Origin of the sequence: Tardiphaga sp. 215_C5_N2_1 (assembly GCF_052076055.1) — a bacterium.
In the GTDB taxonomy this organism is placed as follows: domain Bacteria; phylum Pseudomonadota; class Alphaproteobacteria; order Rhizobiales; family Xanthobacteraceae; genus Tardiphaga; species Tardiphaga robiniae.
In genome coordinates this window covers 2582609-2605127 of the sequence record NZ_CP197240.1, presented here as the reverse complement: position 1 = coordinate 2605127, position 22519 = coordinate 2582609, and the positions used below count along the sequence as shown (strand labels likewise).

General features: G+C 61.3%; 20 protein-coding genes. 10 read left to right on the top strand and 10 right to left on the bottom strand.

Translation table 11 applies throughout. From position 1 onward, the window contains the following. Positions 1–130: 130 nt before the first annotated feature. Positions 131–2458 carry a xanthine dehydrogenase family protein molybdopterin-binding subunit gene (locus AB7828_RS12495; RefSeq protein ID WP_441230290.1) on the top strand — a complete coding sequence of 776 codons (2328 nt, stop codon included), beginning with the start codon at positions 131–133 and terminating at the stop codon, positions 2456–2458. Positions 2459–2582: 124 nt separating this feature from the next. Then, positions 2583–3650, top strand: a complete 1068-nt coding sequence (locus AB7828_RS12490; RefSeq protein ID WP_441230289.1) for an alcohol dehydrogenase — start codon at positions 2583–2585, stop codon at positions 3648–3650. A gap of 67 nt (positions 3651–3717) precedes the next feature. Here the strand turns inward: AB7828_RS12490 and AB7828_RS12485 are convergent, their stop codons facing one another. The 3 genes from AB7828_RS12485 to AB7828_RS12475 form a co-directional block, all read right to left on the bottom strand. Beyond that, positions 3718–5040 carry a dicarboxylate/amino acid:cation symporter gene (locus tag AB7828_RS12485; protein ID WP_089265252.1) on the bottom strand — a complete coding sequence of 441 codons (1323 nt, stop codon included), beginning with the start codon at positions 5038–5040 and terminating at the stop codon, positions 3718–3720. 165 nt (positions 5041–5205) lie between these two features. Next, positions 5206–5577, bottom strand: coding sequence for a helix-turn-helix domain-containing protein (locus tag AB7828_RS12480; RefSeq protein ID WP_089265251.1), 372 nt, complete (start codon positions 5575–5577; stop codon positions 5206–5208). A gap of 622 nt (positions 5578–6199) precedes the next feature. Beyond that, the gene (locus AB7828_RS12475) at positions 6200–7456 is read right to left on the bottom strand and encodes a serine hydrolase domain-containing protein (protein WP_441230288.1); all 1257 of its coding nucleotides are present in this window, start codon (positions 7454–7456) and stop codon (positions 6200–6202) included. A 152-nt stretch (positions 7457–7608) separates the two neighbouring features. Here AB7828_RS12475 and AB7828_RS12470 point away from each other — a divergent pair, with 152 nt between their 5' ends. Continuing rightward, the gene (locus AB7828_RS12470) at positions 7609–8520 is read left to right on the top strand and encodes a dioxygenase family protein (RefSeq protein ID WP_441230287.1); all 912 of its coding nucleotides are present in this window, start codon (positions 7609–7611) and stop codon (positions 8518–8520) included. A gap of 27 nt (positions 8521–8547) precedes the next feature. On the opposite strand, the gene AB7828_RS12465 is transcribed toward AB7828_RS12470, so the two are convergent. After that, positions 8548–9063, bottom strand: coding sequence for a hypothetical protein (locus AB7828_RS12465; protein WP_441230286.1), 516 nt, complete (start codon positions 9061–9063; stop codon positions 8548–8550). A gap of 417 nt (positions 9064–9480) precedes the next feature. Between AB7828_RS12465 and AB7828_RS12460 the strand changes: the two genes are divergently transcribed. From AB7828_RS12460 to AB7828_RS12430, 7 genes are all read left to right on the top strand, one after another. Then, on the top strand, positions 9481–10797 hold the full coding sequence (locus tag AB7828_RS12460; protein ID WP_439059394.1) for a CmpA/NrtA family ABC transporter substrate-binding protein: 1317 nt from the start codon (positions 9481–9483) through the stop codon (positions 10795–10797). A 51-nt stretch (positions 10798–10848) separates the two neighbouring features. Continuing rightward, positions 10849–11742, top strand: a complete 894-nt coding sequence (gene ntrB / locus AB7828_RS12455; protein ID WP_093756668.1) for a nitrate ABC transporter permease — start codon at positions 10849–10851, stop codon at positions 11740–11742. A 27-nt stretch (positions 11743–11769) separates the two neighbouring features. Further along, positions 11770–12564 (top strand): ABC transporter ATP-binding protein, encoded by a 795-nt coding sequence (locus tag AB7828_RS12450; protein WP_089265245.1) that lies wholly within the window; start codon positions 11770–11772, stop codon positions 12562–12564. A 74-nt stretch (positions 12565–12638) separates the two neighbouring features. Continuing rightward, positions 12639–13064, top strand: a complete 426-nt coding sequence (locus tag AB7828_RS12445; protein ID WP_089265244.1) for a globin family protein — start codon at positions 12639–12641, stop codon at positions 13062–13064. A gap of 85 nt (positions 13065–13149) precedes the next feature. Continuing rightward, on the top strand, positions 13150–13575 hold the full coding sequence (locus AB7828_RS12440; protein ID WP_120291455.1) for a globin family protein: 426 nt from the start codon (positions 13150–13152) through the stop codon (positions 13573–13575). A 9-nt stretch (positions 13576–13584) separates the two neighbouring features. Beyond that, a complete protein-coding gene (locus AB7828_RS12435; protein WP_439059392.1) occupies positions 13585–14802 on the top strand; it encodes an NAD(P)/FAD-dependent oxidoreductase in 1218 nt (405 codons plus the stop codon). Beyond that, a complete protein-coding gene (locus AB7828_RS12430; protein WP_441230285.1) occupies positions 14802–17510 on the top strand; it encodes a molybdopterin-dependent oxidoreductase in 2709 nt (902 codons plus the stop codon). Before AB7828_RS12435 ends, AB7828_RS12430 begins: the two co-directional genes overlap by 1 nt. Before the next feature lie 122 nt (positions 17511–17632). Here AB7828_RS12430 and AB7828_RS12425 read toward each other — a convergent pair whose 3' ends face one another. The 6 genes from AB7828_RS12425 to AB7828_RS12400 form a co-directional block, all read right to left on the bottom strand. After that, positions 17633–18445 carry a carbohydrate ABC transporter permease gene (locus AB7828_RS12425; protein WP_068735498.1) on the bottom strand — a complete coding sequence of 271 codons (813 nt, stop codon included), beginning with the start codon at positions 18443–18445 and terminating at the stop codon, positions 17633–17635. A 2-nt stretch (positions 18446–18447) separates the two neighbouring features. After that, positions 18448–19407: a carbohydrate ABC transporter permease gene (locus AB7828_RS12420; RefSeq protein WP_441230284.1), complete on the bottom strand. Its 960-nt coding sequence runs from the start codon at positions 19405–19407 to the stop codon at positions 18448–18450. After that, positions 19404–20726, bottom strand: coding sequence for an ABC transporter substrate-binding protein (locus AB7828_RS12415; protein WP_309948252.1), 1323 nt, complete (start codon positions 20724–20726; stop codon positions 19404–19406). The genes AB7828_RS12420 and AB7828_RS12415 overlap by 4 nt, the downstream gene beginning before the upstream one ends. 238 nt (positions 20727–20964) lie before the next feature. Next, the gene (locus AB7828_RS12410) at positions 20965–21390 is read right to left on the bottom strand and encodes a helix-turn-helix domain-containing protein (protein ID WP_439072519.1); all 426 of its coding nucleotides are present in this window, start codon (positions 21388–21390) and stop codon (positions 20965–20967) included. Further along, positions 21378–21659 carry a type II toxin-antitoxin system HigB family toxin gene (locus tag AB7828_RS12405; protein ID WP_184518879.1) on the bottom strand — a complete coding sequence of 94 codons (282 nt, stop codon included), beginning with the start codon at positions 21657–21659 and terminating at the stop codon, positions 21378–21380. Before AB7828_RS12405 ends, AB7828_RS12410 begins: the two co-directional genes overlap by 13 nt. Positions 21660–21714: 55 nt before the next feature. Continuing rightward, positions 21715–22500, bottom strand: a complete 786-nt coding sequence (locus AB7828_RS12400) for an IclR family transcriptional regulator (RefSeq protein WP_441230283.1) — start codon at positions 22498–22500, stop codon at positions 21715–21717. Positions 22501–22519: the final 19 nt, after the last annotated feature.

Here is a 22519-nt window from a genome sequence, read left to right as displayed (position 1 = left end):
CGCGCAAACGAGCAGCGCTCATGCACATTCTGTCGCTCAGCCTTGTGCGGCTGGCCTGTTGGCTCACGCGGTCTTTCTGGGCTAGAAACCATACAGCCCGCCCGTAAGGCTCGCCATTGAAGGACGTCTGATGAACATTCTGCCCGGCAATCTGCGCTTCGGCGCCGGTCTTTCTCCCAAGCGCCTTGAAGATCAAAGACTTCTCACCGGGCAGGGCAAATTCATCGACGACAAGCCGGAAGACGGCGCGCTGTGGCTGCATCTGCTGCGCTCGCCGCATGCCCATGCGAAGATCACCGCGATTGACGTGGCCGCCGCCAGGGCGATGCCCGGTGTCGAGGCGATCTATACCGGCGCGGATCTCGTGGCCGACGATGTCGGCACGCTGCCGACGCTGCCGATCTTCAAGCGTCCTGACGGTTCCGCGGCGACCTTTCCGCCGCGCCGGCTGCTCGCGCATGAAGTCGTGCGGTTCGCCGGCGAAGCAGTGGCGGCGATCGTCGCCACGTCGCGCGCCGCTGCCCAGCTCGCGGCCGAAGCGATCGACATCAGCTATGATGTCCTGCCGGCGGTGGTCGATCCCGTCGAGGCGATGAAGCCCGGCGCGGCGGTGGTCTGGCCGGATGCACCGGACAATATTGTCGCGGCCACCAGCTATGGCGATCCTGCCAAGGTGGAGGCTGCTTTTGCCGCTGCCAAGCATACGGTGTCGCTGGACATCGTGAGTCAGCGTCTCGTGCCATCGGCCATGGAGCCGCGCTCGACCATCGCTGAAGTCGACAAGAAGTCCGGCAAGCTGACCCTGTACGTGCAGTCGCAGACCCCGGCATCGACCCGCGATATCCTTGCCGACGCGGTGCTCAAGCGTCCGAAGGAATCGATCCGCGTGGTGGTGGGCGATATCGGCGGCGGGTTCGGTCAGAAGACGAGCCTGTATCCCGAAGACGGTGTCGTCGCCTATGTGGCTGTGAAGCTCAACAAGACGATCCGCTGGCGCGGCGATCGCACCGATGAATTTGTCGGCGGGACTCATGGCCGCGATCTGACCTCGACGGCAGAGCTCGCGCTCGATGCCAAGGGTCGGATCTTGGCCTATCGCGTCCGTTCGATCGGCGGCACCGGTGCCTATATGTCGGCCACCGCTGTCATCATTCCGCTGGTGCTGGGGCCGTTCGTGCAGACCGGCGTCTACGACCTGCAGAACGTGCATTACGACATCAAGGCGGTCATCACGAACACCGCACCCGTGGGCGCCTATCGTGGTGCCGGGCGTCCGGAAGCCGTTTTCATCATCGAGCGTTTGATGGACGCCGCCGCACGGCAGATGGGCATGGACCCGCGCGCGATCCGCAAGGTCAACTACATCAAGCCGACGCAATTTCCCTATAAGAACGCCGTTGGCCAGACCTATGACAGTGGCGCCTTCGCGCACATGCTCGACCGTGCCACCGAACTGTCGGATTGGGACGGCTTCGCCGCGCGCAAGAAGGCGGCGAAGAAGAAGGGTCTGCTCTACGGCCGCGGGCTCACCAGCTATATCGAATGGACCGGCGGTCCGGGCACCACGGAGAAGGTTCGCCTGCGCGCCATGGCCAATGGCCGCGTCATCCTGCATTCCGGCACCATGGCGATGGGGCAGGGCCTGCAGACCGCCTATTCGCAGCTCGTCTCTGAAGCCCTTGGCATTGGCATCGACAAGATCGATGTGATCCAGGGCGATACCGACGTCATCGTCGGCATGGGCAGTGTCGGTTCGCGTTCGCTGTTCGTTGGCGGCACTGCCGCGGTGGTGTCGGCCGCCGACATGATCGCCAAGGCGCGCGAGAAGGCGGCCAACATGCTCGAAGCTTCGGTGGAGGACATCGAGTATTCCGCGGGTTTCCTCACCGTCGTCGGCACCGACAAGCGCGTTGGCCTGTTCGAGATCGCGAAGGCCGAAGACGGTGAACAGCTCAGCGTCGAGTCCACCGGCGTGGCGGACGGCCCGACCTGGCCGAACGGAACGCATATCTGCGAGGTCGAGATCGATCCGGAGACCGGCATCACCAATGTCGTTCGTTACACCACGGTCGACGATGTCGGCGTGGCGGTGAATCCGATGCTGGTGACCGGCCAGATCCACGGCGGCGTGGCGCAGGGCATCGGCCAGGCGCTGTTCGAGAACGTTCATTACGACGAGGATGGCCAGCTCATCACGGCCAGCTATCAGGACTATTGCATTCCGCGCGCGGGTGACCTGCCACCCCTGTCAGTGACATTGGACGGCTCGGCACCCTGCGTCACCAACCCGATCGGCTCGAAGGGCTGCGGCGAATCCGGCGCGATCGGTGGTCCGCCCTGCATCGTCAATGGCGTGCTGGATGCGCTGCAACCACTGGGCATCACGCAGCTCAATACGCCGCTGTCGCCCATCAAGGTGTGGGAAGCAATCAGGAGCGCAAGCGCAACGCATGGCTGAGACCCTGCAGGATGGGTAGAGCGTCGTCGCGAAACCCATCATGATCGGGTTCTATGCGATGGGTTTCGCTTCGCTCGACCCATCCTGCGGATAACAAGAAACTTCAACCGGGAGAGAAAACACAATGAAGAGCTTCAAGGTTCTCGAATTCAACGAACCGCTCGGCGAGGTCGATGAGCAGACCCCGCAGCCGACCGGCACGCAGGTGCTAATCCGCGTGAAGGCTGCTGGCGTCTGCCATAGCGACCTGCACATCTGGGAAGGCGGTTATGAACTCGGCCACGGCCGCAAGAAGCTGTCGCTGAAGGATCGCGGCATCACGCTGCCGCGCACCATGGGTCACGAGACTGTCGGCGAAGTCATCGCCTTCGGTCCGGATGCGCAGCAGGAAGCCGGCGGCGTCAAGATTGGCGATATCGCATTGGCCTATCCATGGATCGGCTGCGGCAAATGTGCGGTCTGTCTCGCCGGTGACGAGAATCTCTGCCTCGCGCCGCGCTGCCTCGGCGTACATTGCGACGGCGGTTATTCGGATCACCTCCTGGTGCCGCATCCGCGCTACCTGATCGACCTCAAGGGCATGGATCCGGTCATCGCCGCGCCTTACGCCTGCTCGGGCGTCACCACCTATAGTGCGCTGAAGAAGATCGAGAGCGATCTTGGCAATCCGATCGTGATCTTCGGCGCTGGCGGCCTCGGCCTGATGGCGCTTGAACTGTTGAAGGCGATGGGCGGCATGGGCGCCATCGTTGTCGATATCGATGCGCGAAAGCGCGAGGCGGCGATCAAGGCCGGCGCTCTGGCGGCCGTGGACGGCAATGCGCCCGACGCGCTCGAGCAGCTTGCCAAGGCCGCCGGTCAGCCGATCCTGTCGGTGATCGATCTGGTCGGCACTCCGTCGACGACGCAGCTCGGCTTTGATGTGCTCTCCAAGGGCGGCAAGCTGATCATGGTCGGTCTGTTCGGTGGCGGCGCCACCTGGGCGCTGCCTCTGATCGCCATGAAGGCACTCACCATCCAGGGCAGCTATGTCGGCAATCTCCGCGAGACCAAGGAGCTGCTGGAGCTGGTGCGCACCAAGAAGGTGCAGCCGATCCCGACGAGCCCGATGCCGCTCGCAAAAGCCAATGCCGCTCTGAACGACCTGAAAGACGGCAAGCTGGTCGGCCGCGCGATCCTCACGCCGGCGTAAGCTTGAAGCATTCGTTCTGATATCGAGAAGCGGCCTTCGGGCCGCTTCTTTTTTGTCCCGAAGGCAATTAGCCGGCCGTTACATCCACGAGCTCTTCACCATCCAACACACGCTTCGCCTTGGCATGGTCGAGATCGCCTTCCCATGCGCCGACCACGACGGTGGCAACGCAGTTGCCGATCAGGTTGCCAAGCGCGCGGGCCATGCCGATGAACCAGTCTACCGACAGCACCAGCACGAGGCCGATGGCGGGAATGCTCGGCACGGCATTCAGCGTCGCGGCAAGGATCACGATCGCTGAGCCCGGTACGCCGTGGGCGCCCTTCGACGTCACCAGCGAGACGCCCAGCACCAGCATGAGGTCGCCGAAGGACAGCGGCGTATTGGTGGCCTGCGCGATGAACACGACGGCCAGCGTCAGATAGATCGAGAACGCGTCGAGATTGAACGAATATCCGGTCGGGATCACGAGGCCGACCACATTGTCCTTGACGCCGAGCCGTTCGAGTTTGCGCATGACCTGGGGCAGCACCGCATCCGATGACGCGGTGGCGAGCACGATGGTGAGTTCCTCGCGCAGGTAGTTCAGGAATTTGATGATGTTGAGCCCGGCGAGCGCCATCACACCGCCGAGCACGCCAAAGACGAAGATCGCGACAGAGACGTAGAACAGCACCACCAGCGAGACGAGTTGCTTCAGCGATCCGACGCCGTAGCGTCCGACCGTATAGGCGACGGCGCCGAGCACGCCGATCGGGGCGAGGCGAACGATCAATCCCATGGCGCGGAACAGAACGGTCGATACGGCTTCGATGAAGCTCGAAATCCGCTCGCCCTTCTCGCCGCCGACGAGCGCCAGGCTGGTGCCGAACAGGATGGCGAAGAACAGCACCTGCAGGACGTCATTGCGCGCCAGAGCGTCGAACGAGGTGGTCGGAATGATGTTGAGCAGGAAGCTGCCGATGCCGCCGCCCTGCAGCTTATGAGCGTTGTCTGCGACCGTCGTGAGTGCCTTGCCGTCGAGCGAGGCCGGATTGATGTTCATGCCGTGGCCCGGGCCGAACAGATAGGCCAGCACCAGGCCGACAACGAGCGCCAGCGTGGTCATGGCCTCGAAATAGATCAGCGCCTTGACGCCAACCCTGCCGACCTTCTTGAGGTCGCCGGCACCCGCAATGCCATGCACCACCACACAGAACACGATGGGGGCCACAATCATGGAGATGAGTTTGAGGAAGGCGTCGCTGAAGACCTTCAGGCCGACGGCGAAGTCCGGCACGGCGATGCCAAGGACGATGCCGAGCAGCAGGGCGACAAGCACCTGCACGAAGAGCGACTGATAGAGAGGCTTGCGGATTGGTTCGACGGCGGTAATCGTAGCTGTAGACATGGTTCGCTCCCCCTGAGGTTCACGAATATTCCAGCAACAACTGTGCCACCGCTAGGTGCAGACCTGCAAAAATCTCGCCGCGGTTACGGCGAGTTCTTTTCGTGTCGAGGGGGGATTGAAATCGAGCCGATCGGCGGCCGGGTCGCTCCGGCGGCCATGCGACGATTACTTCTCTTCGTCGGCAATCGCTTCCATCAGGACGACCATCTGGCGCTGGACCGTCTGGCTCTTGATGCGGCTGTACGCACGAAGCAAGCGGAGGCTGAAAGCGCTATCGAGAAACAGCAAGCTTTCCACTTCGCGGCTCTTGCCATCGCCATCGTAGAAGAAGGTGACCGGCACATCGAGCGCCGTCGCAATCTGCTGAAGACGCGCTGCGCCAACGCGATTGACACCCTTTTCGTACTTCTGAACCTGCTGGAAGCTGACGCCCAGCTTTTCGCCTAAATCCGCCTGCGAAATTTTCTGCTCAACACGACGCAGACGGATCCTCTTGCCCATCTCAATGTCGGGTTTGCCGGCGCTACGTTGCTTCATTCGTCACCATTCAGTTTGTTTGAATAAGGGAGTTTGGTTATATTTTCTTGGTTAGAGCTTCTTAGCCCGAGAGCCCTTAAAGCTAACTTTCAAAGGCATCTCTGTTATACACATCGTCATGACGATTGGGATGGCTGAAATCGTCGCGATACTCGAATTGATACGACACGTAATCGCGAGGGTCATCCAATCGTACAAAAAACCTTGCGGTATTCCGTTGCTACTTCGCACTGCTTGCAAAACTTCCAACGAATACCGGAACTCAATTTCTATCGATACGGGCCTTGCAGCGGAAGCGAAAGTACAAGTTGGTCATCATGCTATACACATGTGACTTGCCTGACGCACGCAGGATAACTGAGAGTCGTTCGCATTCGTAAGCTGCAAATCTCTGGCATGCAGCATTCCATGCGATTTCCAGCTGCAATTTCGCACTTTACGATCTCCTGTGTAGCACCGACGTAATATCACAATTCCGTGGGTGGTTGTTGCTACGTCCCATGCGCACCGGAAGTTTCATTCCAAATTCTCACTGAGAGAGAATTTCATTTGATTCGTGCTGAGCGCGACCGGTGCCTGGTGGCGCGCACCGACTGAGCAATATTGATCATACCGTTCGTTACTAAACATTGCTGTCGGTAATCGCGGAGTAGATCATGGTACGCAGCTCGCGCCGGATCGGATAGGCGCTCGATGGCAACAGCTGCGTCATAAAGATTGCGATCAGCTGTTCGGCCGGATCTATCCAGAATGCCGTGCTCGCCGCGCCGCCCCATGCATACTCACCGGCGCTGCCGGGGATCATGGTCTTGGCCGGATTCATCGTCACCGAAAATCCGAGTCCGAAGCCGATGCCGGCATAGCTCGCTTCGCTAAACATCGACTTCGACATTTCGGTGAGATCGCGGCCGCCGGGGAGATGGTTGCTGGTCATCAATGTGATGGTCTTTGGGGACAGCAAGCGCACGTCGCCAAGCGCGCCGCCATTGAGCAGTGCGCGGCAGAAGGTGAGATAGTCAGCAGTTGTCGAACACAGGCCGCCGCCGCCGGAGATCATCGAGGGCGGGGACAAGAATGAACTCGTCGCGGGATCGTCCTGCAAAGTGAGGCCGCCCTTGCCATCGGCTGCGTAGCAGGCAGCGAAGCGATGCGCCTTGTCGGAAGGCACAAAGAAGCTGGTATCAGTCATGCCGAGCGGATTGAAGATGCGCTGCTGCAGAAACTGTTCGAACGGTTTCCCGGCGATCTTCTCGATGAGATAGCCGACCACATCGGTCGAGACCGAATAATTCCACGCGTCGCCTGGCGAGAACTCCAGAGGGATTTTGGCGAGATCTGAAATCATTGACGTCAGCGTACCGGATTTTTCAACCTCGCCGATCTTGAGCGCACGATAGGCTGCATCGACATTGGTACGCTGCTGGAATCCGTAAGTGAGTCCGGATGTGTGCCGCAGCAGGTCGATGATCTGCATCGGACGGGCCGGTGGCTTCGTTAGGAATGGTGCCGTCACGCCAGCCTGAAATACGCCGAGATTTGCCCATTCCGGAATATATTTATGAACGGGTTCATCGAGCGCGACACGTCCTTCCTCCACCAGCATCATGAAGGCGACTGTCGTGATCGGCTTGGTCATCGAATAGATGCGGAAGATCGTATCGTCCTTGACGGGGGCTTTGCGCTCCACATCGGCAAAGCCCTGCGCCGTGCTGTGCACGATTTCGCCGCGGCGATAGACCAGCAGCCGTGTGCCGGGCAAGCGGCCGGCATCGACATAGCGCTGTTTGAGATGCGCTTCGACGCGGGCCAGTGCCATGGTCGACATGCCGACCTGTTCGGGTGACGCAGACGAAGGGCTCAGGCTTTGGGACGACGGCATTGCAACATCACTCCGATGTGTGGACGCGGCTCGTTTCTATGGATGAAAATCAGCGGTTGTCCATATGGGTTTGTAGCGTGGCGAGCTTACGTGAAGCTCTGTTTGGTGTATCGTTAAAGATGCAATCGCGTCGTGTTGCTCAGGATGGAATTATGACCCAATTCAATGACACTGAACTCACTGCGGCCGTCATCCAGAGTTTCGACAAGACGTCCGATCCGCGCACGAAATTCCTGCTGCAAGAACTCGTGACGTCATTGCACGACTATGTTCGCAGGACCGATCTCACCTTCGGTGAATGGGAAGTGGCAATCGACTTCCTGACCCGCACTGGCCAGAAATGCACGCCGATCCGGCAGGAGTTCATCTTGCTCTCTGACGTGCTGGGCGTCTCGATGCTGGTCGATGCCGTCAACCACAGGGAGCGTGAGGGGGCCACACAGACGACGGTACTCGGACCGTTCTATGTCGGCGAGCATCCCGTCATGGCGCATGGCGCTGATATCTCTCCGGGCCTCACGGGTGAGCGCATGTTCGTGCAGAGCCGCGTCACCGATCTCGACGGCAAGCCGCTGACGGGCGTGCCGGTTGACATCTGGCATGCCGATGATGACGGTTTCTACGACTCGCAGAAAGCTAGCTATGCCACGCAGGGCCCTTCGTCGCGCGCGCGCTTCATCACCGACAGTGATGGCCGGCTGTTCTTCCGCAGCATTCTGCCCTGCAGCTATCCGATCCCGACCGATGGTCCGGCCGGAGATCTTGTGCTGAAAACGAGACGTCATCCAATGCGTCCGGCGCATGTGCACTTTCTCGTCGCGGCTCCCGGCTATGAACCGCTGATCACTCACGTCTTCATCGAGGGCGACGAATATCTCGACTCCGATGTCGTGTTCGGCGTGAAGGACGATCTGATCGCCACCGTCGAGAAGCGCAGCGATGCCTTCATGCCTGATGGTCAGCCTGCCACGGGGCCGTGGCATCTGATGACCTATAATTTCTGGATGAAGCCGGGCGAGGGCACGGTGCCGCAGCCGATGATGCCGGAAAAGGCCGAGGCGTAAGCGATCTCGGCCGTCTGCCATCTGCGATCAGGTCGCGCTCCAGTCGCGTTGCGAGAGTTCCTGCAGCGACTCCAGGAAGAACTGATCGAACAGGAACGGTGTATCGCCGTGTGCGGCCGATGGCGCGATGAGGGTGACCATACCTAACAGCGCGCGGCCGAGTTCGCCGATGCGCTCGGCAAAGGCCTCGAGCCCGCTGCGATCAGAGCTCTCCACGACTGCGTGGAGTGCGCCTTTGGTTTGTGCGATCTGTAGATCGATATCGTCGACGGCGTGATCGAGGGCATCGATATCGACATCCACAGTGACAGCGTTGTCTTTGGTCGGTATCAGCGCGTCCTCAAGGACGCTCTTTCGGAACATATGAAGTTGCCGTGAGACATCCTCGAAATGACCGAACGCTGCCGCCGCATTCGCGTCGAGGTCGCTTTTGCCCTGAGACAGGATCGCCGCCGCGGAGACCACGGTCGCCGCCTTCAGGGTGCTGATTACCTTCCGCAGCGACGAGAGGGCAGGTTCGGTGATCACCGAAATGGTCGGCATGAAGCGGTCCGTTCGTTAGAAATTGGACCCGGTTGATAGCACCGATCCGCGGGCCGGCACGCCGACGAAGTCGGCAAAATAGTACCTCACAATTTACTGCCTATTCCGCGTGCGTCGCACAATAAATGAGCGTCCCGCAAATTTTCGATGCGCGTGGTTCTCTGCGCTGGTCTTGTTGCCTTTAGGTAAGTGACTGCAATTTATCGAAATTTCCATCAGGCAGCGGTTGGCACGAACTTTGAATAGTTCTTAGCGACGCCATTGTAGCCGTCACAATCAATCACCAGCCAGCATTGCCATCATGGGGCTTCCCCCAGGCGCGCCGCTATGTCCGTACGCCTTCGACCCAAGGTGCGCTGTGACGAGGGGCCAATGACGGTGCAGGCGATCCGAGGCGCGAAAGGACGACAGCAGCACATGACGAAGTCAGAGACCAACAAGCCGGGCCGCAAGATCAGCCGCCGTCAGCTTCTGAAAGCCGGCGCGGGAACCGCTGCCTTGCTCGCGGCCGCCCGACTGAACTTCCCCGGCGGCGCTTTCGCGCAGGATGCCGGGCCCGAAGTGAAAGGCGCCAAGCTCGGCTTCATCGCACTAAGCGATGCCGGTCCGCTGTTCGTTGCCAAGGACAAGGGCCTGTTCGCCAAATACGGCATGCCCGATGTGGAAGTGTCGAAGCAGGCCTCGTGGGGCACGCTGCGCGACAACATGGTGCTCGGCTCCGAAGGCAGCGGCATCGATGGCGCGCATATCCTGACGCCGATGCCGTACCTGATCTCGTCCGGCAAGGTCACCCAGAACAATCAGCCGACGCCGATGTATATCCTCGCGCGTCTCAATCTCGATGCGCAGTGCATTTCGGTCGGCAATGAATATGCCGATCTGAAGGTCGGCCTCGATGTCGCGCCGCTGAAGGCCGCGTTCGAGAAGAAGAAGGCTGCGGGCAAGTCAGTGAAGGTGGCGATGACCTTCCCGGGCGGCACGCATGACCTGTGGATCCGCTACTGGCTCGCCGCCGGTGGCATCGATCCCGACAAGGATGTCGAGACCATTACCGTGCCGCCGCCGCAGATGGTGGCGAATATGAAGGTCGGTACCATGGACGCGTTCTGCGTCGGTGAGCCGTGGCCCGGCCAGCTCGTGCACCAGAAGATCGGCTACACCGCGGTGAACACCGGCGAGATCTGGAACAAGCATCCGGAGAAGTCGCTCGGCATGCGCGCGGCCTGGGTCGACAAGAACCCGAAGGCGGCGAAGGCCATCACCATGGCCATCATGGAAGCCCAGCAGTGGGCCGACAAGATGGAGAACAAGGAGGAGCTCGCCACCATCATGGGCAAGCGGCAGTGGATCAACTGCCCGGTCGAGGACATCCTCGATCGCGCCCGTGGCAAGTTCGACTACGGCACCGGCAAGGTGGTCGAGAACTCGCCGCACATCATGAAGTACTGGAAGGACTTCGCGTCCTATCCGTTCCAGAGCCACGACCTCTGGTTCATGACCGAGGACATCCGCTGGGGCAAATACGAGCCCGGCTTCGACTCGAAGGCGCTGATCGCCAAGGTCAACCGCGAGGATATCTGGCGTGACGCGGCGAAGACCATGGGCGTCGCTGCCGCCGAGATCCCGACCTCCACCTCGCGCGGCAAGGAGACCTTCTTCGACGGCAAGGTCTTCGATCCCGAAAATCCGGCAGCCTACCTCAAGTCGCTCGCCATCAAGCGCGTCGAAGCCTGAGACACACGTTTGGGACCGATGCGGACTAGCTGAAATGACGGAGACAGTGCGATGAACATGCAAGCTATCAAGACGGAGCCGGCAACGGCACTGGCGAAGCCGCCGGTGGCGAGCGTCGCACTGTCTCCCAAGCAGCCGGTAAGTTTCGACAGATACGCCAAGATGGCGAAAGAGACAGCGGCGCGGGTCATCCCGCCGCTGATCGTCGTCCTCCTGCTCGGTGTGATGTGGGAGCTCTTGTGCCGGCGCACCGGCTCAACGCTCCCGCCGCCCTCTAAGGTCTACAAGGACACCAAGGAACTGATCTTCGATCCGTTCTTCGACAATGGCGGTCTGGACAAGGGGCTGTTCTGGCATATCTCGGCCAGTCTCCTGCGCGTGGCCTACGGTTACTCGCTCGCTGCCGTCGTCGGCATCGCGCTTGGCACGCTGGTTGGCCAGTCGGTCTGGGCGATGCGTGGCCTCGATCCGATCTTCCAGGTGTTGCGCACCATTCCGCCACTGGCCTGGCTGCCGCTGGCACTCGCGGCCTTCCGTGACGGTCAGCCGTCGGCGATCTTCGTGATCTTCATCACCTCGATCTGGCCGATCATTATCAACACGGCTGTCGGTATCCGGAATATTCCGCAGGACTATCGCAACGTCGCCGCCGTGGTGCAGCTCAATCCGGTGGAATTTTTCTGGAAGGTCATGCTGCCGGCGGCTGCGCCCTATATTTTCACCGGTCTGCGCATTGGTATCGGCCTGTCATGGCTCGCCATCATCGCGGCTGAAATGCTGATCGGTGGCGTCGGCATCGGGTTCTTCATCTGGGACGCCTGGAATTCCTCGCATATGAGCGAGATCATCCTGGCACTGTTCTATGTCGGCATCGTCGGCTTCGTGCTCGACCGCCTGATCGCCGCCCTCGGCAAGCTCGTCACCCACGGCACTTCGGTCAGCTAACATTTGGGTCAGCTAAGGAGAGATATCATGAAGGCATATCTGAAGCTCGACCACGTCGACAAGGTGTTCACCCGCGGCAAGGTCTCGTCCGAAGTATTGAAGGACATCAACCTCAGCCTCGGCAAGGGTGAGTATATCTCGATCATCGGCCATTCCGGTTGCGGCAAGTCGACGATGCTCAACATCATCGCCGGCCTGACACGTGCAACGATGGGCGGCGTGATCCTTGAGGATCGCGAAGTCAATTCGCCCGGCCCCGATCGCGCCGTGGTGTTCCAGAACCACAGCCTGCTGCCGTGGCTGACGGTTTATCAGAACGTCCGTCTTGGCGTGGACAAGGTGTTTGCCAAGACCAAGTCCCGCGCTGAGCGCGACGAATGGACAATGCACAATCTCAATCTCGTGCAGATGACCCATGCCAAGGACAAGCGCCCCTCGGAAATCTCCGGCGGCATGAAGCAGCGCGTCGGCATTGCTCGTGCGCTCGCAATGGAGCCCAAAGTGCTGCTGCTCGACGAACCGTTCGGTGCGCTCGACGCACTGACCCGCGCTCATTTGCAGGACTCCGTAATGGCGCTGCATCAAAAACTCGGCAACACCATCGTCATGATCACGCATGACGTGGACGAAGCCGTGCTGCTGTCGGACCGCATCGTGATGATGACCAACGGACCATCGGCGACCATCGGCGAAGTGCTCGATGTGCCGCTCGCGCGACCGCGTCAGCGTCTCGAACTGGCGAGTAACCCGGTCTATCTCGACTGCCGCAAGCGCGTGCTCGAATTCCTGTATGAGCGCCACAAGTTCGTCGAAGCGGCGTAAGCATCTTGTTACCTCTTGACTTCCGAGGATAAACCGAATGAATGCGGCTCAGACTTTCCGGATAGCTGCAAATCATGAGTCGTTCGATAGGCCTGACGCGCGAAGAAATCATGCGCGTGCAATCGTCATTCGATCAGATGTGGCCGAACTCTTCGGTCATGGTGGATCTGTTTTATGCCCGGCTGTTCGAGACATTGCCGGAAACGCGCCCGCTGTTTCGCGGCGACATGGCGCAGCTCAAGCACAAGTTCATCGCAACGCTTGCGGTGATCGTCGGCAGTCTCGACAACATCACAGGTCTGTTGTCGGTGATCGGCAAGCTCGCGAAAGACCATGTGCATTATGGCGTGGAGGCCGCGCACTACGAGTCTGTCGGCGAGGCACTGTTCTGGAGTCTGGGGCAGGGGCTTGGCGAGCGCTGGACGCCCGAGGTCGAAGCCTCGTGGCACAAGGTCTACAATTTCCTGGCGGCGCGCATGATTTCTGCGGCCTATCACTAGAACCACATCGCATTTTATCGCGCGCTGAACATTTGCTCACGCGGCGCGACACACAAGCTCACCTTCCACTGCAAGGAGAGTTAGCATGAACGCGTCCGACGTCGCTCTGGTTCAGGATAGTTTCAAGAAAGTCGCGCCGATTTCCGATGTGGCTGCGGAATTGTTCTACGGCCGTCTCTTCGAGGTTGCCCCGCAAGTGAAGCCGATGTTTCGCGGCGACATGAAGGAGCAGGGCCGCAAATTGATGGCGACGCTTGGCGTCGTCGTCACCGGCCTGACGCGACTCGAAACCGTGCTGCCTGCAGCGAGCGCACTCGCCAAGCAGCACGTGGCCTATGGCGTGAAGGCCGAACATTATCCGATCGTCGGCGGTGCGCTGCTGTGGACCCTGGAGAAGGGCCTCGGCGACGCCTGGACGCCCGAACTCGCAGCAGCCTGGACCGCGGCCTATGGCACGCTGTCCGGCTACATGATTTCTGAAGCCTACGGCACAGCGCAGGCGGCCGAGTAAGGATATGACGTGAGCGAGCCGCTGGTCATCATTGGTAACGGAATGGCAGCGGCTCGGCTCGTGGACGAGCTGGCGAAATGCGCGCTCGGTCGATACGCCATCGCCGTCATCGGAGACGAACCGCGGCTCGCCTACAATCGCGTATTGCTGTCGTCGGTGCTGGCCGGTGAGGCGACGTCCCAGGAGATCGAGCTGAAGCCCGCCGTCTGGTGGCGCGACCGCGGCGTCACGCTGAAATACGGCGCGACGGCGACCGCCATCGACATGGCCGCGCGCGAGGTTACGACATCGACCGGCAAGCATGTGCCGTTCTCAAAACTGGTCATCGCCACCGGTTCATCCGCACTGCGGCTGCCGGTGCCCGGTGGTGATCTCAAGGGCGTGCATGTGTTCCGCGACAGCCGCGACGTGGACCTGCTGCTCGAACTCGCCGCGCAGAAGAAGCGCGTCGTCGTGGTCGGTGGCGGCCTGCTGGGTCTCGAAGCGGCCTATGGTCTCGCCAAGGCGGGTGCTGACGTCACACTGATCCATCTGATGGACCGGCTGATGGAACGTCAGCTGGATGCACCTGCAGCGAACCTCCTGAAGACGCTGGTCGAGCGCAAGGGCGTCAGGATTCTGCTCAATGCCAATACCGCGCGTATTCATGGCAACGATTGTGTCGAGAGCGTCGAACTCGCCGATGGCCGCACGCTTGACGCCGATGCGGTGATCTTTGCGGCCGGCATTCGGCCCAACACGTCCCTCGCCAAGGAAGCGGAAATCCCGGTCAATCGCGGCATTGTCGTCAACGACCAGATGGCAACCGGCACCGACGACGTTTTCGCACTCGGCGAATGCGCCGAGCATCGCGGCACCTGCTACGGCCTCGTCGAGCCCGCCTACGAACAGGCCAGGGTGTTGGCGCGCCATCTCGCAGGCAAGGCCGCTGCCTATACGGGCAGCGTGCTCTCTACAAATCTCAAGGTCTCCGGCGTCAGCGTTTTTTCCGCTGGAGACTTCATGGCGGGCGAAGGCAGCGAGACGCTGCTGCTCAACGATGTCCGCCGCGGCACCTATAAGAAGCTGGTGATCGCAGATGGCGCGCTCACTGGCGCCGTGCTGGTCGGCGATACGCAGGATGCGCTGTGGTATCTCGAACTGATCCGCAGCGGTGCTGATATTTCCGATATCCGCGCCGAGATGATGTTCGGCCGCGCACTCGCCGTCCGCGCGGAGGCGGCGTGATGAACGCGGTCGATCCGCATCTGCATGTCACGCGCACAACATGCCCTTACTGCGGCGTCGGTTGCGGCGTGCTGGCGACGCCGGACGGCAACGGCGGCGCAGCGATTGCGGGCGATCCCGCGCATCCCGCCAATCTCGGGCGGCTCTGCTCGAAGGGATCGGCGCTCGGCGAAACGCTGAGTCTCGACGAGCGCCTGCTGCATCCGATGATGCGCGGCGACGACGGCGAGATGGTGCAGGTCGCCTGGAGCGATGCGCTGGATCATGTCGCCGAGGGATTTCAGAAGGTCGCCGCCGAACATGGCCCCGGTGCCGTAGCCTTTTATCTCTCCGGCCAGCTGCTGACCGAGGATTACTACGTCGCCAACAAGCTGATGAAGGGCTTTCTCGGCAGCGCCAATGTCGATACCAATTCGCGGCTCTGCATGGCGTCATCCGTGGCTGGCCACAAGCGCGCGTTTGGCGCCGATACGGTGCCGGGGTGCTACGAGGATCTCGACCAGGCCGATCTGCTGGTGCTGGTCGGCTCCAATGCCGCCTGGTGCCATCCGGTGCTGTATCAGCGCATGCTGGCCAACAAGCAGACGCGGGGCGCACGGATCGTCGTGATCGATCCACGCCGCACCGACACGGTTGGCGATGACGATCTGTTTCTCGGCCTGAAGCCCGGCACTGATACCGCGTTGTTCAGCGGGCTGTTCGCCTATCTCGCCGATAACGGGGCGCTCGATCGCAGCTATATCGATGGGCATACGTCAGGCTTTGACGACGCGCTGGCGCGGGCCAGAACCATCGCCGGCAGTGTGGCGGCGACAGCAAAGGCGACCGGACTCGACGAGATCGATGTCGCGACCTTCTTCCAGATGTTCAAGGCGACGCCGCGTGTGGTCACGCTGTATTCGCAGGGCGTCAACCAGTCGGCGCAGGGCACCGACAAGGTCAATGCGATCCTCAACTGCCATCTGGCCACCGGCCGCATCGGTAAGCCCGGCGCGTCGCCGTTCTCGCTCACCGGCCAGCCGAATGCCATGGGCGGCCGCGAGGTCGGCGGCCTCGCCAACCAGCTCGCAGCCCATATGGGCTTCACGCCTGTCGATATCGACCGTGTGCGCCGGTTCTGGAAGGCACCGCATATCGCCACCCATGAAGGCCTCAAGGCCGTGCAGATGTTCGAAGCCATCGGCCGTGGCGAGATCAAGGCGTTGTGGGTGATGGGCACCAATCCCGCGGTGTCGCTCCCCGATGCCGATGCCGTGCGGGCGGCGCTGAGCAAGCTCGATCTGTTCGTGGTGTCGGAGAATGTGCGCTCCAACGACACCGTGAATGCCGGTGCGCATGTGCTGCTGCCAGCACTGGCCTGGGGCGAGAAGTCTGGCACGGTGACCAATTCCGAACGCCGCGTGTCGCGGCAGCGCTCGTTCCTGCGGGCGCCTGGCGAGACGCGACCGGACTGGTGGGCGCTGAGCGAAGTCGCCAAGCGCCTGGGTTATGGCGCGTCCTTTGCCTACACGTCGGCCGCCGAGATTTTTCGCGAGCACGCGGCCCTTTCGGCCTTCGAGAACAATGGCAACCGCGATTTCGATATCGGCGGATTGATGAAGGTCTCGGATGAGGCCTTTGATACCATGGCCCCGGTGCAATGGCCGGTGCGCGAGGGGACCACGAAGCCGCAGGCGCGTTTCTTTGCAGATGGCCAATTCTACGCCAATGACCGGCGCGCGCGTTTCATCGCGCCGGAGGCGCCGGAGCTGCGCACGCAGGTGTCGGTCGAGCGGCCGCTACGTTTGAACACTGGCCGCGTTCGCGATCAGTGGCACACGATGACGCGCACGGGCCTCAGCCCGCGGCTCGGCCAGCATATTCCGGAGCCGTTCGTCGAGATCCATTCGGACGATGCCGCGACGTTCGCCATCGTCGATGGCGGCCATGCGCGGCTGACGACCGACCATGGCGAATGCGTGCTGAAAGTCGTTGTCAGCGAACGCCAGCAGCGCGGCATGCTGTTCGCGCCGATCCACTGGAACGACGAGACCGCAGGATTCGCGCGTGTCGGTGGACTTGTCGCGCCGATCACCGATCCATTCTCCGGTCAGCCCGAGAACAAGGCGACGCCGGTGGCGATTGCACCTGCGGTGTTTGCACAGCGTGGTTTCGTGCTCTCGCGTAGTCCGCTGGAGATGCCGTTCGGCGTGCAATGGGCGCGCGTCGCAGTCACGGGCGGCGTCGGCTATCTGCTCTCGGACAATACCGATGTCGAGACCTGGCAGAACTGGCTGAAGCCGTTGCTGGGCGATGATGCCGCTGAATACGAAGACGCGGGCCAAGGTGTTTATCGCGCGGTGTCGTTCAAGGATGACGGGATCGAGATCTGTCTGTTCATCGGCCCGACGGAAGGGGTGCTCTCCTGGGATGCCGTGAAGGAATTGTTCGCGGCCGAGGCCGTGAGCGACGACCAGCGCCGTACGCTGCTCTCCGGAAAGTCCGCAGATGGTGCTGCGAGTGCAGGACCCATCGTCTGCGCCTGTTTCGGCGTCGGCCGCAACACCATCTGCGACGCAATTGTAGCAGGGGCTGGAACCGCGGCGGAAATCGGCACCAGGCTCAAGGCCGGCACCAATTGCGGCTCGTGCATTCCGGAGCTCAAGCGCCTGATTGCCGCGAGCGAAACGGCGCCGGATCAGCAGCGCAAGGTGGCGGCTGCGAATTGAGCGTGAGCCTTTCAGCCGTCATTGCGAGGAGCGAAGCGACGCGGCAATCCAGAGGGCCGCAAGCGAAGACTGGATTGCTTCGTCGCAAGGGCTCCTCGCAATGACGTGGAGGGGCCCTTGCGTCACTTCACCGCGCCCGCGGTCAGTCCGGCCACGATCTGCCTTTGTGCAAACATCGTCAGCAGCAGCACCGGCAACGTCACGATCAGGGCGGCCGCCGCCAGCGGCCCCCAGCTCAACTGATCGAACGAGATCATGTTGTAGACCGCGACCGGCAGTGTCCGCGTTTCCCGTCCCGCTAGTACGATGCCGAACACGAAATTGTTCCAGGAGAAGATCACCGAAAGAATGAAGGCGACGGCGATGCCGGAGCGCGCGATCGGCAGCGCGACGTGACGGAACACCTGCCAGCGGGTGGCACCGTCGATGATGGCGGATTCCTCGAGCTCCATCGGTGTCGTCTCGAAATAGCCGATCATGATCCAGATCACGATCGGCACTGTCACCACGAGGTGGATGATGATCTGCGGCCACAACGTGCCGAGCAGGCCGAGCCATTGGAACAGCAGGAATAGCGGGATCAGGTAGGACAGGCCGGGCGTGATGCGCGCGATCAGGATGACGATGGCGGATTTGCGCGCGCGCATGCGCGCGATGCCGTAACCGGCAGGCACGCCGATGATGAGAGCGAACAAGGTCGCCGAGCCGGTGACGATCAGCGTGTTGAAGAAGTAGGTCATGAACCGCTTGGATTCGATGACGGCGGCGTAATTGCCCCAATTGATGCGTTCGGGGATGAAGACCGGCGGATAGGAGGCGTTGTCGATCTCGAATTTCAGCGACAGCGACAGCATCCAGAGGAAGAACAGCACCGCCGGCGAGACGATGACGATGAAGGCGAAGGTCAGGCCGAGTTTGTTGAGAAAGTCGCGCATGGTCAGGCACTGCCTCCGGCTTCGTTCCAGTGGGTGCGCTGACGCAGATGCAAGAGCGCGCCCGCGAGCGCGACGATGAGCGCGAAGAACACCACCACGATCGCGGAGGCGTAGCCGACGTCGTAATAGACGAAAGCGACACTGTAGAGATACAGGTTGATCGTCTCCGAGGCGCTGCCCGGGCCGCCTTGCGTGATGGCGAAGATGATGTCGAAACTCTTTACGGCGTCGATCATGCGGATCATCGCCGCGATGAACAGGAAGGGCGTGATCATCGGCAGCGAGATGTAGCGGAAGGTCTGCCACGGGGTCGCGCCGTCGATCTGCGCGCTTTCATAGGGCTCGGTCGGAATGGCGCTGAGGCCGCCGAGCACGATCAACATGACCAGCGGCGTCCATTGCCACGTCTCCACCAGCACGAGCGACGGGATTGCGGTGGCGGGATGGAACACCCAGAGCGATGGCGGCAGGCCGAACAGCGACAGCAGATAGTTCAGCACGCCGAGCTGCGGGTGGAACATCATCGTCCACACCAGGGCGATGGCGACCGGCGTCGCCATCATAGGCAGGATGAAGAGCCCGCGGAAGAAGCCGCGCAGCGGAAATTTGTTGTTGAAGATCACCGCGGCCAATGTGCCGAGGATCAGCGGCAGCGCGACTGACAGCGCCGTATAGACCAGGGTATGCCCCACGGATTCCACAAAACGCGCGTCGCTTGGCAGCCTGAGATAATTGGCGAAGCCGACGAAAGTCGGCGCCTGGCCGACCTTCCATTCGTGCAGGCTCATCCAGATCGTATAGACCCACGGGAAGATGATGACCGCCATGACGACGATCATCGCTGGAATTACGAACGGCCAATAGGAAATTGGCCGCCACTCGTTCTTCTTCGCAGTCGCCGTTTCGGCCGCGACCGCTGCGGTCGTTTTGGCGACTGCCTTTCCCGCTGTCAGTTCGCTCACGATTTTTCGCTGCGCTCCAGGATCGGCCGGAACTGTTCGTGGGCTTTCTTCAGCTCGGTAGCCGGATCGGCGCCTGCCAGGGTCGCGGTGACGGCGGCACCGACAAGATCGCGGAATTCGGCGACAGGCACGATGACCGGCAGGCCGAGCTTGCTGATCTTGGCCGAGGCGATCACCGAATCCAGCCACTCCTGGTTCTTCACGCCCTTGCGCACCGTCTCGTCATTGAGGATCGAGTTACGGAACGGCACGCCGCCTCCGCTCTGCAACAGCCGGGCACCCATGGTCTTCGACACCGCCCACTGGCAATAGAGATAGGCGGCTTCCTTCTTGGTCGAGGTCTTGGCGATGCCGATGCCGTCGCCATAGGCGGCGGAGAATTGCCCCTTCGGTCCGGCGGGCACGACGGTGTAGCCGATCTTGCCGACCACGCGCGACGCATTGGGATCCTCGATCGGCGGTGCCCAGCCGACGCCGTCGATCCACATGGCCGCGCGGCCTTGCGTCAGCGACGCCATCGACTCCATCCAGTTGAAGCCCGCGACGCCGGGAGGTGCCGTCTTGGTCAGAAGACGCTGATACATCTTGGTCGCTTCGATCGCCTCGGGCCCATCGGTCAGGATGTTGCCCTTGGCGTCGAGGAATTCGCCGCCATAGTTGAGGAAGAAGTTGGTCCACAGCGTCATGTTGGCGTTGCGCAGGCCACGCCCGGTGAAACCATAGATGCCGTTGGCGGGATCGTTGAGTTTCTCGGCGGCGGCTGCCATCTCATCCATGGTCTTCGGAACTGCGACGCCCTTCTTGGCGAACATTTCCTTGTTGTAGTACAGGATGAAATAGTCCACCGACCACGGCAGTGAATGCATCTGGCCCTTGTCGTTCTGCGCGAATTGCAGACCGCCGGCGGAGAAGTCTTCAACTTTCAGATCCGGCGCGGTGAGGTTCGGATCTTTCATGAAGCCGGTGAGATCGGCGAGCCAGCCGGCCTTTTCGAACTGGCGCTTCTGGACGTGGTAGCTGACATGCACGACGTCGAAGCTGGGCTTGCCCGAGGTGAGCTCGATCACGGCCTTCTGGCGCTGCTGTTGCTCCGGGATCACTTCGGATTCGACCTTGATGCCGGTCAGTTCCGTGAATTCGGAGGCGTATTTCTGCAGCAGTTCGCCGCGCGGACCCTTGATCAGATTGGCTTCAATCGTGGTGCCTGCGTACTTCTTCCAGGCGGGATCGGCGAAAGCTGGAATGCCGGTGAGGCCAAGCGCGCTGGTGGCGAGCGCCCCCTGCACAAAGGCACGACGTGTCGGGCCGTAAAGAGCCATGTGTCATCCTCCCTCGAGCCGCCTTGACCGGCGGTGATTTTATGGTCGCTCCCCGTGGACCGGAGATGCGCCTGAGGGATCGTAACACGATGGACTGGGGCGACAAGGCCACGCGTCGGGTTGTCAGACAACTTTGCACCCGTTGTCCTCGCCGGCTTGACCTGCGTTCCCGGTCGGCACCGACGCGCTGGCTCAAGGCAGGGTGGTGACGGCGAGGCCGGACGTGATACCTCAGTCGTTAGACGAATGCCTGCGGTCCAACGCCAAAACGCTCGGATAGGAGCCTGATCTGACGCACATTCAGGTCACGTTTCCCACTGAGGATTTCTGACACAACGCCCTGGCTTCCAACTTCGGGCAAGTCGCCCTGGCTGAGGCCGTGCTGATCCATCAGAAAACGCAACATGTCGGCTGGCGATATTGTTTTGGGCGAAGAATGCGCGTCTTCATAATCGGCAATCAGTTCGCCGAGGAGGCTAACGAGTGCCGACAGCGGATTGCTCTCATCGGCGCCGCCTGCATCGAGGAGTGCATTCATCGCAGCCGTCGCTGTCTTGTAGGCACGCTTTGATCTGATGGTTTGAAGCGGAATGCGCGCTGAAATGGCGCTCAGATGCTCGGCGAGATCATCGACGTCCGCACGGGTCAGCGTCATGGTTTCCATGCGTCGTACTCCTTGTGTGTGAACACGTGCCTGACATACAGGCGTTGTTTATCGAAATGGATGGCGGCAACGATCCGGAATTTATTGCCCCCGATATCGAAAACGTAATATGGGCCGACACGATCGATGGCGTTAAAAGTCGCCTTCATCTCAGCGAAATTCTTGAATAAGCGCGATTCCACGATCTTGCGCCACGCCTGCAGCGGTATCGATGCCGCGGAATGCGTGGCGGAGAAGCTCACCAATGCGCTGTTTGAGATAACCCGCATGCAGCTCCTCAATATCTCAAATTGAGATATTTTGCAAGGCCGTCTGCTGCGCTGCTCAGTCCTTGACGTCGCGGCCGAGGCGGCGGGAGATTGCATTAGTGCAATCGAGCAGAGCCTTGGCGATCGGGCTGTTCCAGTTGACGTCGAAGGTGCCCACCGCGCCCATGGCGGTCACGGCCAGAACCACCGCGCCGCTATGATCGAACACCGGTGCGGAGAAGGCATTGACGCCGCGCAGGGGTTCGCCGACGGCGCGGGCCAGCCCGCGCGTGCGGATGTCGGCGAGGATCTTGCCGATGGCCGGGCCTTTTATCTTGCGGTTCGGGTCGTAGCCGATCGAGAGCCGATCGAGATTCTCGGTGAGCGCGGCATTGATGGTCGCAGGTGGCATGAATGCCGCGAAGACACGTCCCGTCGCAGTTTCGAGCAATGATACCGTGGAGCCCACACGCATCGCGATGTGCACAGGGTGGCTGGGCTCCTCCATGCGCACCACGGTCGGTCCATGGGTACCCCAGATCGCCAGCGAGACGGCGTGGTCGATGGTACCGGCTAATGACGTGATGGCCGGCGTTGCCACGCGGACGGCCGACAGGCGACGCAGCGTCACAATGCCGAGTTCAAGGGCGAGTGCACCGAATTCATAACGGCCGGTGGAGGGGTCCTGCTCGATCAGGCCGATGCGGGAGAAGCTGGCGAGATAGGGATGCGCCTTGGCCGGTGACATTCCGGCCTCGCGGGCCAGATCCCGCAGCATCATCGGTTCCCCATTGCGCACCAGCGCTTGCAGCAATTCACCCCCGACCTCGATCGACTGAATGCCGCGACTCTCTTTAGCCATGCTTGCCCCAAACCAGTGC

Bases quoted from the DNA above. Each gene is read 5' to 3' on its own strand.
- AB7828_RS12495 (WP_441230290.1), top strand. From the start codon at position 131: ATGAACATTCTGCCCGGCAATCTGCGCTTCGGCGCCGGTCTTTCTCCC.
- AB7828_RS12490 (WP_441230289.1), top strand. From the start codon at position 2,583: ATGAAGAGCTTCAAGGTTCTCGAATTCAACGAACCGCTCGGCGAGGTC.
- AB7828_RS12485 (WP_089265252.1), bottom strand. From the start codon at position 5,040: ATGTCTACAGCTACGATTACCGCCGTCGAACCAATCCGCAAGCCTCTC.
- AB7828_RS12480 (WP_089265251.1), bottom strand. From the start codon at position 5,577: ATGAAGCAACGTAGCGCCGGCAAACCCGACATTGAGATGGGCAAGAGG.
- AB7828_RS12475 (WP_441230288.1), bottom strand. From the start codon at position 7,456: ATGCCGTCGTCCCAAAGCCTGAGCCCTTCGTCTGCGTCACCCGAACAG.
- AB7828_RS12470 (WP_441230287.1), top strand. From the start codon at position 7,609: ATGACCCAATTCAATGACACTGAACTCACTGCGGCCGTCATCCAGAGT.
- AB7828_RS12465 (WP_441230286.1), bottom strand. From the start codon at position 9,063: ATGCCGACCATTTCGGTGATCACCGAACCTGCCCTCTCGTCGCTGCGG.
- AB7828_RS12460 (WP_439059394.1), top strand. From the start codon at position 9,481: ATGACGAAGTCAGAGACCAACAAGCCGGGCCGCAAGATCAGCCGCCGT.
- ntrB (WP_093756668.1), top strand. From the start codon at position 10,849: ATGAACATGCAAGCTATCAAGACGGAGCCGGCAACGGCACTGGCGAAG.
- AB7828_RS12450 (WP_089265245.1), top strand. From the start codon at position 11,770: ATGAAGGCATATCTGAAGCTCGACCACGTCGACAAGGTGTTCACCCGC.
- AB7828_RS12445 (WP_089265244.1), top strand. From the start codon at position 12,639: ATGAGTCGTTCGATAGGCCTGACGCGCGAAGAAATCATGCGCGTGCAA.
- AB7828_RS12440 (WP_120291455.1), top strand. From the start codon at position 13,150: ATGAACGCGTCCGACGTCGCTCTGGTTCAGGATAGTTTCAAGAAAGTC.
- AB7828_RS12430 (WP_441230285.1), top strand. From the start codon at position 14,802: ATGAACGCGGTCGATCCGCATCTGCATGTCACGCGCACAACATGCCCT.
- AB7828_RS12425 (WP_068735498.1), bottom strand. From the start codon at position 18,445: ATGCGCGACTTTCTCAACAAACTCGGCCTGACCTTCGCCTTCATCGTC.
- AB7828_RS12415 (WP_309948252.1), bottom strand. From the start codon at position 20,726: ATGGCTCTTTACGGCCCGACACGTCGTGCCTTTGTGCAGGGGGCGCTC.
- AB7828_RS12410 (WP_439072519.1), bottom strand. From the start codon at position 21,390: ATGGAAACCATGACGCTGACCCGTGCGGACGTCGATGATCTCGCCGAG.
- AB7828_RS12405 (WP_184518879.1), bottom strand. From the start codon at position 21,659: ATGCGGGTTATCTCAAACAGCGCATTGGTGAGCTTCTCCGCCACGCAT.
- AB7828_RS12400 (WP_441230283.1), bottom strand. From the start codon at position 22,500: ATGGCTAAAGAGAGTCGCGGCATTCAGTCGATCGAGGTCGGGGGTGAA.